General features: G+C 41.7%; 8 protein-coding genes. 7 read left to right on the forward strand and 1 reads right to left on the reverse strand.

Annotation, left to right across the window (positions count from 1 at the left end; translation table 11 throughout):
- Nucleotides 1–80 precede the first annotated feature (80 nt).
- Nucleotides 81–359, reverse strand: coding sequence for a hypothetical protein (locus tag V7K79_RS22685; RefSeq protein ID WP_335050642.1), 279 nt, complete (start codon nucleotides 357–359; stop codon nucleotides 81–83).
- 118 nt (nucleotides 360–477) lie between these two features.
- On the opposite strand from V7K79_RS22685, the gene V7K79_RS22690 reads away from it, so the two are divergent.
- The 7 genes from V7K79_RS22690 (at nucleotide 478) to V7K79_RS22720 (ending at nucleotide 12,472) form a co-directional block, all read left to right on the forward strand.
- Complete coding sequence (locus tag V7K79_RS22690; RefSeq protein WP_335050644.1) at nucleotides 478–1,452, forward strand: 2-hydroxyacid dehydrogenase; 975 nt, start codon at nucleotides 478–480, stop codon at nucleotides 1,450–1,452.
- A gap of 310 nt (nucleotides 1,453–1,762) precedes the next feature.
- Entirely contained in the window at nucleotides 1,763–3,508 is a 1,746-nt protein-coding gene (kdpA, locus tag V7K79_RS22695) for a potassium-transporting ATPase subunit KdpA (protein ID WP_335050646.1), read from the forward strand.
- A 358-nt stretch (nucleotides 3,509–3,866) separates the two neighbouring features.
- Nucleotides 3,867–6,008: a potassium-transporting ATPase subunit KdpB gene (gene kdpB / locus V7K79_RS22700; RefSeq protein ID WP_335050648.1), complete on the forward strand. Its 2,142-nt coding sequence runs from the start codon at nucleotides 3,867–3,869 to the stop codon at nucleotides 6,006–6,008.
- A 6-nt stretch (nucleotides 6,009–6,014) separates the two neighbouring features.
- On the forward strand, nucleotides 6,015–6,284 hold the full coding sequence (locus V7K79_RS22705; protein ID WP_335050649.1) for a potassium-transporting ATPase subunit F: 270 nt from the start codon (nucleotides 6,015–6,017) through the stop codon (nucleotides 6,282–6,284).
- Nucleotides 6,284–6,922 carry a K(+)-transporting ATPase subunit C gene (gene kdpC, locus V7K79_RS22710; protein ID WP_335050651.1) on the forward strand — a complete coding sequence of 213 codons (639 nt, stop codon included), beginning with the start codon at nucleotides 6,284–6,286 and terminating at the stop codon, nucleotides 6,920–6,922. The genes V7K79_RS22705 and kdpC overlap by 1 nt, the downstream gene beginning before the upstream one ends.
- Nucleotides 6,923–7,866: 944 nt before the next feature.
- Nucleotides 7,867–10,122, forward strand: a complete 2,256-nt coding sequence (pabB, locus tag V7K79_RS22715) for an aminodeoxychorismate synthase component I (RefSeq protein WP_335050653.1) — start codon at nucleotides 7,867–7,869, stop codon at nucleotides 10,120–10,122.
- Between the two features lie 586 nt (nucleotides 10,123–10,708).
- A complete protein-coding gene (locus tag V7K79_RS22720) occupies nucleotides 10,709–12,472 on the forward strand; it encodes an iron uptake porin (protein WP_335050655.1) in 1,764 nt (587 codons plus the stop codon).
- Nucleotides 12,473–12,862: the final 390 nt, after the last annotated feature.

The raw sequence follows: 12,862 nt of genomic DNA on the forward strand, positions 1-12,862 counted from the left end.
TTCAGAAAGGTGATTTTTGGCTGGCATAAGTGGCTGATACTAAATTAATTATTTAATCTCTTATTATACAATCTAGCTGCCTAACAGCTTAATGAGCCTACTCCGGCTCCAGCATCAAGTAGAGATATTTGAGGAAGATCGAGCTTGCCAAACATCCCAACCATTAATTCTGCTACTGGAGCAGGAGTCAAAAATTGGCCCATTTTTCCTTTTTGCTTTTGATCCTGTTTCAAGCTTGCAGTAATCCTCAGAATATCTACTTCATCGAGTAAGTTGCTGACAGAACATTTTGACAAGCTTTTGAATTCCAACGGCTTGTGATAATTGTCTGTAGACTTTTTACTGCTAGATTGGAACATCACGCCTCATTTTCACTGAACAAAAACCAACTTTATCAGGTTTTGAATTTCTGCCATGATATTTTAAGGGGAAATCGATGCCAGAAGCGTCCCTTTATCTAGAAATTATTTTAAAACTATGCTTCATAGAGTCTTCGTTACTCGTCGCTTACCCATCGAATTAGAGCAACTGCGATCGCTGGCTACTGTAGAAGTTTGGCCAGAACGCCAACCCCCTCCCTACAACATTTTACTAGAAAAAGTTAAGGAAATAGATGGTTTGCTATGTCTGCTGACTGACCAAATTGATCGTCAACTGATCGAGTCAGGGAAACTCAAAGTTATCAGTCAAATGGCGGTGGGTTACGATAACATTGACATTGCCGCCGCCACGGTACGACAAATTCCCGTCGGTCATACTCCTGGGGTGTTAACCGATGCTACCGCAGATTTTGCCTGGGCATTATTAATGGCAGCTGCACGGCGAGTAGTGGAGGCAGATCGGTTTACTCGTGCAGGCTTGTGGCAGACTTGGGAACCAGATTTGTTGTTGGGGCCGAATGTTACGGGTGCTACCTTGGGGATTGTTGGTTTTGGGCGCATTGGTCAAGCCGTCGCTCGCCGTGCCAAAGGGTTTGAAATGCAGATTTTGTATACGAGTAGGCAACGATGCAGCCCAGAATTAGAACAATCTTTAGGTGTGGAGTTTGCTGCGTTAGAACACTTACTGCAAGAGTCAGATTTTGTGACACTACATACACCATCTGCTGATGATACTTATCATCTGATTAGCGATCGCCAATTTGAGTTGATGAAGCGATCAGCTATTTTGATTAACACGGCGCGGGGAACGATTGTAGATCCCGATTCTCTGTATCGCGCCCTGAAAAGTGGTCAAATTGCTGCGGCGGCTGTTGATGTCACAGAACCAGAACCGATTCCCAGCGATAGCCTGTTGTTGACCTTAGAAAATCTAATTATTGCACCTCATATTGGCAGTGCCAGTTATCAAACGCGCTCAAAAATGGCTTCAATGGCGATCGCTAACTTAATTGCGGGACTAAGGGGCGATCGTTTGGCTTATTGTGTCAACCCTGAAATTTATAATTCATAATTCATCAATGACTTGATTTCACATGGATACAGCGATTTATTTAGTATTTAGCTGTTCTTCTATATTTGCAGATATATATTGAGATAAACACTCTTATATATAGAAACATATATTTCTTATATAGCCTAGTTTAAATATCAATTTATACCTTGTGTTCTTTCATAAAAAGCTCCATGATTGATTGAGTCAGCACATAGTTATAAGTTAATTAACAATAATGCTTCTAGACTTCATGATGTTTTCTGATTCAAGACACGAAAATATCTAATATTAATTTAAAAACTATTCATGTCGGAGTTCGACTAATCCAATGCTAGAAGGATGGATTCAAATTGTATTAACGCTACTAATTGTAGTAGCAATTACTCCTATTTTTGGGCGCTATATGGCGCGGGTTTATCTAGAGCAAAGTACTTTTCTTGACCCAATTTTAAATCCGGTTGAGCGAGTACTTTATGCTTTGGTTGGCGTTAAAACTAAAGAAAATATGACTGGCTGGCAGTATGGGCGGGCAATCCTATACAGCAACGTCGCAATGGGATTGCTGATTTTCTTGATTATTATGAATCAAGGATGGCTACCATTAAACCCAACCAAAATAGATGCCCCAACCTGGGATACAGTGCTGCATACGACTATTTCTTTTATTACTAATACTAACCAGCAGCACTATTCTGGTGAAACCTACATGAGCTATGGCAGCCAAATGTGGGGACTTGGTTATCACATGTTTACCTCTGCTGCTACTGGTTTAGCGGTGGGAATTGCCTTTATTCGCGGATTGACTGGTAGATCGTTGGGCAACTTTTATGTAGACCTAATTCGCTCGATTACGCGAATTTTGTTGCCTATTTGTATTGTCGGCGCGATCGCTCTCATGGCAGCTGGCGTTCCCGAAACTTTGGGGGGTGCGGTTGTATTCCCCACCTTGGAAGATGCGAATATCAGTCAAGCGATCGCTCGTGGCCCTGTTGCTCATTTTGAAATTATCAAGCAATTAGGGGAAAACGGCGGCGGCTTTTTCGCCATCAACTCTGCACACCCTTTTGAAAATCCCAACGGATTTTCTAACTTGATTCAGATTGTCGCCATGCTTTCGATTCCGACTTCCCTAATTTACACTTATGGGTTGTTTGCGAATAACACTAAGCAAGCTTGGTTAGTCTACGGCATGGTGGGTGTTCTCTATGTAATATTTATCATCGTCACTGCTATTGGCGAATACAACGGTAATCCGGCTGTGAATGGACTGCTGGGTAGTCAGCAAGCGAATCTAGAGGGTAAAGAAGTCCGGTTTGGTTGGGCACAATCTGCATTATTTGCAACCAGTACAACTGGTACTATGTGCGGTGCAGTCAACAGTTTACACGACTCCTTCATGCCCAACGGTGGTTTTATCACTCTTTCTAATATGTTCTTGCAAATTATTTGGGGTGGACAGGGTACAGGAACCGCTTATTTATTCGCTTACCTGATTCTGGCTGTGTTTGCTACAGGGTTGATGGTGGGACGTACACCAGAATTTTTGGGACGCAAGATTGAGAAGCGCGAGGTTGTACTTGCTAGTTTTTTGATTCTGCTAGTTCACCCGATCGCAATTATGATTCCCGCAGGTATCGCCCTGGCGTTTCCCGATCAACTAGCAGGAATTAGCAATCCCGGATTCCACGGCTTTGCTCAAGTTATTTATGAATATGCCTCAGCGGCTGCTAACAACGGTTCTGGGTTTGAAGGTTTGGGAGATTCACAACCTTCACCTTTGGCAGTTGCTACAGGTACAGCACCAAATGTAACCGCTTTGTGGTGGAATTTGAGTACCTGCTTCAGTTTAATTGCTGGACGCTATATTCCGATCATCGGTTTGCTGTTTTTAGCAGATAGTATGTCTCGCAAACAAGCTGTTCCCTACACAACTGGGACATTGCGAACTGATACCGGATTATTTACAGGCGTTACCGCAGGCGTGATTTTAATCCTGGGCGCACTTACATTCTTCCCAGTTTTAGCATTAGGCCCCATTGGTGAAGCCTTTTTTATCGCTAAAGGTATTGGGTAGTACCGCAAGGCGGAAGTCAAAAGTCAAAAGTCAAAATGAAGACAGCATAAGCGTTTCGTTGATTTTAAATAAGTTGTTTATTTCCGCCGCGCTGTACTAAGGATTGGGGAGCAGGGGAAAGCTTGCACTCATTCACGAGTATCAAAGACTCGTCGGCGAGTATCAAAGACTCATTCACGAGTATTAAAGACTCGTCAGCGAGTATCAAAGACTCATTCACGAGTATCAAAGACTCGTCGGCGAGTATTAAAGACTCATTCACGAGTATTAAAGACTCGTCAGCGAGTATTAAAGACTCATCCTCTATTCTCCATGCCCAATCCCAAATGCCCAATGCCCCATTCCCGAAATTTAATCTATGCCAATTACTACTGATTCTCCCTCGCCTCGTATTCCATCTGGAACTCGTGACTCGCGCAAACACACCTCCAAAACAGATATGCGGGGACTTTACCAAAGAGCAATTCGTGAGTCATTTATCAAGCTCGATCCGCGAATTACTGTTAGAAACCCAGTTATGTTTGTTGTTTGGGTAGGGACAATTGTCACCTTGCTTGTTACTTTTAACCCAAATCTGTTTGGTACAATCCAGGCAGATATCAACCAACAACGCCTGTTAAACGGGTTAATTACCTTTATTCTCTTTTTCACCCTCATTTTTGCCAACTTTGCGGAAGCCGTAGCTGAAGGACGCGGTAAAGCTCAGGCTGATTCACTGCGATCGACACAATCGGATACGATCGCTAATAAAATCCTCCCCGATGGTTCGATAGTAAAAGTCAATTCTACAGAACTGCGACGGGGCGATTTGGTTAAGGTAGGTGCAAATAATATGATTCCTGCCGATGGGGATGTAATTAAAGGCATTGGCTCAGTGGATGAGTCGGCAATCACTGGGGAATCTGCTCCGGTACTGAAGCAACCAGGTACAGATATTGCCAGTTCGCTGACAGGCGGTACACGCCTACTTTCCGATGAGTTGACAATTCGCATTAGTGCCGATCCCGGACAAGGCTTTATCGATCGCATGATTGCCTTAGTGGAAGGAGCAGAACGCAGCAAGACTCCCAACGAGATTGCTTTGACGGTATTGTTGGCAGTATTAACACAAGTATTCTTGATTGTAGTAGCAACAATGCCCCCATTTGTGAGCTACATCGCCAGCTTTATCAGTACCGCCTTTGGAGTTGAGGCGGGAAACAGTTTGCGGACGGGTGCTAGCGTTGCTATTTTAATATCGCTACTGGTAGCTTTAATTCCTACAACTATCGGTGGTTTGCTCAGTGCGATCGGGATTGCAGGGATGGATAGAGTTGCCCAGTTTAACGTCATTGCTACTTCTGGTCGAGCAGTAGAAGCTTGCGGCGACATCAACACCTTGGTGCTGGATAAGACTGGCACAATCACCTTGGGTAATCGAATGGCTGATGAGTTTATTCCCCTGGATAACCACTCAATAATAGATGTGGCACGAGTCTCTCTAGCTGCTAGCTTGTTTGACGAAACGCCAGAAGGCAAATCGATTGTGATTTTAGCAGAAAAATCCCAGGCTGGTGTAGACTTTAACATTGATAAAGCCGAAGGTGTAGAATTTTCCGCGAAAACCCGGATGAGTGGCACGAATCTACCCGATGGCCAACAAATTCGCAAAGGAGCGGTAGAGGCGATTAAAGGATTTGTCCGTTCCCGTGGTGGCAACGTTCCTGATGATATAGACGCAGCTTATGAGCGAGTTTCCCGGTTAGGCGGTACGCCCTTAGCTGTCTGCCAAGATGACAAAATTTATGGTGTCATCTACCTGAAAGATATAGTCAAACCCGGTTTGCGGGAACGGTTTGACCAACTCCGCCGCATGGGTGTAAAAACTATCATGCTCACAGGTGACAATCGAATTACCGCTTCAGTAATTGCCGAAGAAGCTGGGGTGGATGATTTCATTGCCGAAGCGACTCCAGAAGACAAAATAGAAGTGATTCGCTCGGAACAATCTGAGGGTAAACTGGTGGCAATGACCGGAGATGGTACGAACGATGCACCAGCTCTGGCTCAAGCAAATGTGGGTGTGGCAATGAATTCGGGGACGCAAGCTGCCAAAGAAGCTGCTAACATGGTGGACTTAGACTCAGACCCCACGAAGTTAATTGACTTAGTAACCATAGGTAAACAACTACTAATTACTCGTGGAGCATTGACAACATTCTCCATCGCTAACGATATTGCCAAATATTTTGCGATTATCCCTACAATCTTTGCTGCTGCTGGAATCGGCGCACTTAATATTATGGGATTAAAGAGTGCCCAATCTGCGATCGTCTCGGCGCTGATTTATAATGCCTTAATTATTCCGGCACTCATTCCGCTAGCACTCAAAGGGGTGAAGTTCTTACCTTTAACAGCAGATCAACTCTTACGTCGTAACATCTTCATCTTTGGTCTTGGCGGTATTGTTGCTCCCTTCATTGCCATCAAACTGATAGATATTATCTTACCTTTGTCTTAATTTACTATGAAACCGATTCAGATCCGACGCACTATTTTTATATCCCAAGTATTAGAAGAAATAACTGAAATTTGGTGTCAATGGCGTAGGCAAAAGCTGCCACTGTATTTATTCTTGGCGATGTGCTTCAACCTAGTGGTTGCGCCTATGGTTTATGCCGCTACTGGCGAACAACTTTCCCGCAGTCAATCTTGGGGATTGGGATTGTTAGGACTGACGACACTAGGGCTTTCCATCTATTTATTTTTTGTGATGTTTGTACCGGAGAAATTCTAATGAGTTTTGCACGTGAAGCTGGTAGAGCCGTTCGTTCTACCTTGGTACTCTGGGTTATTGGAGCGATTATTTATCCTTTTGCAATGATTGCCATTGGGCAGATTGTGTTTCCCTTTCAAGCAAATGGTAGTCTCCTGAAAAATGCTACCGGTCAAGTTGTCGGTTCTGCTTTAATTGGTCAACCTTTTAGTAGCGATCGCTATTTTAACAGCCGTCCCAGTACCACTAGTTACAGCACAGCCGATCCCAAAAAAGACGATGCCGGAGTTTTGAGAACTGGGGTTTCCGGTGCTAGTAACTTAGCTCCCAGTAATCCCGCATTAATGGAACGCATTAAAGGTAAAGATGACCCAGATCCCAGCAAAAAAGTTGAAGGTGACTTCAATCGTTTGAAAAAAGCAGGTGTGCAGCCGACTGGCGATTTAGTCTACACCTCCGGTTCCAGCCTTGACCCCCATATTACCCCGGAAGCTGCGATCGCTCAAGTTGCACGAGTAGCCAAGGCGCGAGGAGTTCAACCGAACCAACTCGAAACTTTAATTTCCCAAAACACTGACGGTCGCTTTCTTGACATCTTTGGCGAACCTGGAGTTAATGTCTTAAAGCTGAATTTAGCTCTGGATAAAATTAAGGGATAAAAGCTTGGAATCTACCTTCTATTTTGAATAGTTATCTATAGTAATCTTTAACGATTGCTCAAAGCTTCAAAGCTCAGATTCTCGATTTATTAAATAAGTCGAGAATTTTGTTTTTAATATCAAAAATCTTCAATTATTTGCTGAGAATTTATCGAGAGTATTTTATGGATTTGAACCAGACTTCTTTCAGCAAAATGTTTCCAGAATCATCGATGATGTTATTAGCCAATTTCATGGTTCTCTAGAAATATGGCCAACTCTAGTAGAAATCTGTTATTTTTACAAAGATAAAAATGATTTACCACAAATCAGGGTTAAAAACAAAAAAGTAAAGTCTAGAAATGGGACAAAATCGAACGAAGTTATTGCATAAACGACCTTTGGCTAACAAATCATCTATAATAATTTAAGATTCTTCACCCAGGTAAATCCTCTTAGTACACAGTTTCGTAAATTCGTGACCAATTGAGGGTTTGAGTTTAAACGCAGAGGAACGCAGAGTATAGCGCAAAGGAGCGCAAAGTTTGTTTGAGTTCATTCGCTATGAACTTATATTATTTCTTTGTGAGACTGTGCTAAATTTTCTTTCTTCCTTTGTGTCCTTCTCTAACGAGACGCTACGCGTAGCTTCCTTTTCCTTAAAAGTATGCACTCTTTGCGGTTGCTTCTTATATAATTTTGTGCATCTTTATAAGGAAAGCTGTACTTAGACATATTTTTTTAAGACTTAGGGACTTCCAAATAAAAAATATTTGTTGGAAATACCTTATGCTAGGATACTTTACAGGTAGTAAGGACAAGCTTAACCAAAATCAATAACTGTGAAGTGTATGACAACATAACTTATTAACAAAGATAGAACCAAAAACTTCAAGCAGTAGATAAATTATCTAAATGCTATTCTAATTAGAAAAATGTTCTATACAGTCGTTAGTTAAGTATGTATGCAAACATTAATTATTGATAATTATGACTCTTATACCTTTAATCTTTACCAGATGATTGCCGAGGTAAATAATAAACTACCTCTAGTAATTTATAACGATCGCCTTAACTGGGATGAATTGAAAGAAATTGCATTTGACAACATTGTGATTTCACCTGGGCCAGGTCGTCCAGAAAGGTCAGAAGATTTTGGAGTGTGCCGACAGATAATTGAGAATGCGGATGTGCCCTTGCTGGGAGTCTGTCTGGGGCATCAAGGACTTGGCTACCTACATGGTGCAAGAGTGATTCATGCACCGGAAATTCGACACGGTAGACTCAGTAAAATTTATCATAATAATTCGGAATTATTTCAAGGTATTCCTAGTAATTTTTCTGTGGTGCGCTATCACTCGTTGTTAGTTGCTAATGAACTACCTGAGTGTCTAGAAAAAATTGCTTGGACTGAAGAAGGACTGGTGATGGGATTGCATCATCGCCATCTACCTTTTTGGGGTGTGCAGTTTCATCCAGAGTCTATTTGTACAGAATATGGGCAAAGATTAATAGCAAACTTTCGAGATATTACGCTGAAATTTACAGAGAAATCGTTAAGGAGGCAGGAGACAGGAGGCAGGAGGCAGGAGGTAGAAGGCAGGAGGGGGAAACACCCACAAGGGGCGGAGCTTGAAAACCTCTTGGCGTCAAGAAGTCCACAAAAGCAATATTGGATTGGATATGGATCTATTAATCCTGTTATGAATCGACCTCGCCAAGAACAGGAAAAGAAGTTTAAATTGTATACACGCAAGTTAGATATCTGCCCAAATACAGAACAAATATTTGTACAGCTATTTGGGGATGCAGCAAACGCTTTTTGGCTAGATAGCAGCCGTGTAGAACTTGGTCTATCTCGCTTCTCGTTTATGGGTGATGGCAGCGGAGCAAACAGTTTATTGGTGCGATATCATACCCAAACCCAAGAACTGATTATCACACAGTCAGATACCGTGATTCATCGCACCGAAAGTATTTTTGAGTATTTGAAACGGGAAATAGACTGCCGATTTTGTCAATCTGACGAGTTACCTTTTGATTTTAACTGCGGATTTGTTGGCTATTTTGGCTATGAACTCAAAGCAGAGTGTGGATCTTTATTGGTGCATTCTTCACCATTACCTGATGCAATTTTCTTACTTGCCGATCGCATGATTGCAATCGATCATCAAGAACAGTGTGTTTATTTGCTGCAATTAATCAAAAAAGGACAAACAGAACAGATAGAAACTTGGTTTGATACTATCCAACAACAACTCAAAAATTTAGATCCTCTTTTTTCTCTTGTACCTCAAGAAAATTGTCAGCTTGTTAAGTTCCGTTTGAGTCGTACTTACCAAAATTACATTCAAGATATTCAGCAATGCTTGGACGAAATTCACGAAGGGGAAACTTATCAAGTTTGCCTGACAAATCAACTTTACACCGATGCCACCCCTGACCCATTGACCTTCTATCGCACATTACGTAAAATCAATCCGGCTCCTTATTCTGCATTTTTACGCTTTGGTGAAATTGCGATCGCTTGCTCATCTCCAGAAAGGTTTTTACGGATTGATCGCCAAGGATGGGTAGAAACTAAGCCGATTAAGGGAACTCTACCACGAGGAGAAACCCCGGAAGCCGATTTTGTCCTCCGTGAGAAGCTACGCAACAGCGAAAAAGACCAAGCTGAAAATCTGATGATTGTCGATCTGTTACGCAATGATTTGGGACGAGTCTGTAAAGTTGGTAGTATCCACGTTCCAAAATTAATGGATGTGGAAACATACTCAACAGTACATCAGTTAGTAACAACGATACGCGGACAGTTACGTTCAGATTTACAAGCGGTGGATTGCGTGCAAGCTGCATTTCCTGGAGGATCGATGACTGGTGCGCCGAAAATCCGCACCATGCAAATTATTGATCGCTTGGAACAAGAAGCGCGGGGAATCTATTCAGGTGCGATCGGCTTTTTGGGTTTGAATGGTTCAGCCGATTTGAATATTGTGATTCGGACTGCTGTTTTGACACCTGATCAAACCTCCATTGGTATCGGTGGCGGAATTATAGCGCTTTCTGAGCCGGAGATGGAGTTTCAGGAAACGCTGCTTAAAGCCAAAGCCTTAATCGACGCTCTACTTTTGACGATACACGGAACATCTGAATCAGATATGTATACCATTCTGGGATTAGAAGCAACAGCTGCCGATAGTTATGAAAAACTATCTGCTTAAATCAAAGGCTTAAAAAAGGATGGAGATGTGTTTGGGGTGGCTATCCTGACACAAAACTGGCTACTATTAAAGACTAATGAAACTAACATTTATATCCAAATTCCCTTGGGTTAAAGATTTTTGGTATTAATTTTTAATCTGTAGAGACAAAGATTTTTGTGTCTCTACCAAGAATTTTGGGCATCGCTGACGGGATTGACTTATATCCAACATTCAGCAACTTATAAATTCAAAATAATTAATAATTAATAATTACTAATTTATAATCATAAATCCATGACATAAATGCGCTTTTTTGATTAAGGAATAAATTGAAAAATAAAAATGAGATACCAAAAACTAAAGTTAAAAACAAGAAGCTAAAGTCCATTTATAGGACAAAATCGTGTAAAACTCGCTGCTCAACCCAATCTTTGACAAAGAAGCCATCTGCAAAACTTTACGATTCTTTATATAGAAAATTTTTCTTAGATATATAGCTTAGTTAACAGTAATTTGATAAGATTTTATACAAGTAGAATAATCACTGATTCTCTTTTTCTTGAACCAACTGATTTTGGTTATTTTTTGGGAAAGGAAAATAAAAATGTCTCATCTATTGTGGAAAACTCTGGTACTAAGTCCAGTAGTTTTGGGAGTGACGGTGTTGGTTTTTGCTAAGGCGATGGCTGCTGAAAATATCAAGCCAAAAGCTACTCAGACAGAAGCACGGATAGCTGCTAATGCTTCAAGATTCATTCAAACAGAGCAACCAAAAGTTAATCAGCAATTGGTTGCCCAAAAAACTGATGAGAATAAGGTTTTAGAAGAGGTTAATCGCTACACCAACGAAAGTAAAAATCAGAATTCACTGTCTCAAGTCACATCAGTTTCTCAATTTTCTGATGTACAGCCGACTGATTGGGCATTCCAAGCTTTGCAATCTCTGGTTGAACGCTACGGTTGTATTGCAGGATACCCAAATTCTACTTACCGTGGCAATCGGGCACTGACTCGTTATGAGTTTGCCGCAGGTTTGAATGCTTGTTTAGATCGAGTTAATGAACTGATTGCGACAGCAACTGCTGACTTGGTGACAAAACAGGATTTGGCGACTCTCCAGCGTTTACAAGAGGAATTCTCAGCAGAACTGGCAACTCTACGCGGTCGAGTAGATTCTCTAGAAGCACGGACTACTGAACTAGAAGCCAATCAGTTTTCCACTACCACAAAATTGGTAGGTGAAGCTGTTTTTGCCGTTAGTGATATTTTTGGCAATAATACTGGCGATGCGAATAATACTGTTTTCTCAGATCGAGTACGTTTAGACTTGCAAACCAGTTTCACGGGTAAAGACATTTTACACACCCGTCTTGCAGCCGGTAATGCACTATCCTTTACACAAGTAGGGAATGATGGTGTTGGGATCAATACTTCAGAAGGCATACAAAGTTTTCAACTCGGCAGTACTGGTAACAACAGTGTAATTATCGACTGGCTGGCGTATTACATACCTATAGGCCCAGTTCAAGTTTACTTTGCGGGCACTGGAGGTATCCATAGCGATTATGTGCCCACTAACAACCCTTACTTTGAGGATTTTGATGGTGGTAATGGTGCCTTGTCTACCTTTGCTTCTGAAAGTCCGATTTATCGCATTGGTGGTGGTGCAGGTGCAGCACTGACTTTACCCTTAGGTGGCAGTAGCAGTTATTTCAAACCCTCATTGACTATAGGTTATTTGGCGTCAAATCCTGCTAATTCTGTGGCAAATCAAGGTTTATTGGAAGGTAACTATGCAGCTCTTGGACAGTTGAACTTTAGTGTTGGCGATCGCTTCTCTATAGGTGCTACTTACGTTCACGGTTATCATGGTGCTGGAAGTGGTAATTTATTCGATCTAGGTGGTGGTTTGGGTAGTACTATCCGCGTTGTAGGTACTAATCAAGCTAATACTCTAAGTGCCCTAAACGCATCTTCCAGTAACTCTTATGGCGTATCGGCAGCTTTCAAACCCAGCGACAAACTGTCAATCAGTGGCTTCATTTCTTACCACGATGTCACAGGCTTTGGTGCTGGTGATGATTATGAAGCTTGGAGTTACGGTCTTGGGGTAGCCTTACCTGACCTTGGTAAAAAGGGTAACGTTTTAGGGATTTTTGCTGGTGCAGAACCTTATGCCCGTAACCGAGGAGGAGTTTTTGCTGGTACTGGTAATGATATACCTTATCACTTTGAAGGCTTTTACAAATATCGCGTGTCAGATAACATCTCAATCACTCCTGGTGTAATCTGGTTGACCTCTCCTGGTCAAAATAGTAATAACGACGATGCAATTATCGGTACGCTGAGAACAACTTTCACATTCTAAAGGTCTACAGCAATTTGCTTTAGGGACGCATAGTTATGCGTCCCTATGGTAATTTATCGAAACTAAGGGATATAAACACCTTGTTAATTTCTTATTTTTTAATACCAATTCAATTAATGATTGCAACACATCCTTGGGTCAAGACGCGATGAATCGCGTCTCTACAAATAGACTATTTGTCGCATTCTTTTCTTAAATTGGTATTAAGCTGTTCCACAAATAACCTTGCATATATTGGGCGGGCGAGACGCCCACCCCACAAAAAATGTACAATTTCAGATTATGTAAACTAGATGTGGTTTAGCTTACTTATACCGTTTCTGTATGAAGGTCGAATCAACATACTATTACAATGGGGTGCATTAAACTTTAGTCTAATGCACCCTATTA

It is taken from the genome of Nostoc sp. (assembly GCF_036917575.1).
In the GTDB taxonomy this organism is placed as follows: Bacteria; Cyanobacteriota; Cyanobacteriia; order Cyanobacteriales; family Nostocaceae; genus Nostoc.

What these genes read in the sequence shown, in the direction of transcription:
- kdpA (WP_335050646.1), top strand. Translation starts at nt 1,763, where the DNA reads ATGCTAGAAGGATGGATTCAAATTGTATTAACGCTACTAATTGTAGTA.
- pabB (WP_335050653.1), top strand. Translation starts at nt 7,867, where the DNA reads ATGCAAACATTAATTATTGATAATTATGACTCTTATACCTTTAATCTT.
- V7K79_RS22685 (WP_335050642.1), bottom strand. Translation starts at nt 359, where the DNA reads ATGTTCCAATCTAGCAGTAAAAAGTCTACAGACAATTATCACAAGCCG.
- V7K79_RS22705 (WP_335050649.1), top strand. Translation starts at nt 6,015, where the DNA reads ATGAAACCGATTCAGATCCGACGCACTATTTTTATATCCCAAGTATTA.
- V7K79_RS22690 (WP_335050644.1), top strand. Translation starts at nt 478, where the DNA reads ATGCTTCATAGAGTCTTCGTTACTCGTCGCTTACCCATCGAATTAGAG.
- kdpC (WP_335050651.1), top strand. Translation starts at nt 6,284, where the DNA reads ATGAGTTTTGCACGTGAAGCTGGTAGAGCCGTTCGTTCTACCTTGGTA.
- kdpB (WP_335050648.1), top strand. Translation starts at nt 3,867, where the DNA reads ATGCCAATTACTACTGATTCTCCCTCGCCTCGTATTCCATCTGGAACT.
- V7K79_RS22720 (WP_335050655.1), top strand. Translation starts at nt 10,709, where the DNA reads ATGTCTCATCTATTGTGGAAAACTCTGGTACTAAGTCCAGTAGTTTTG.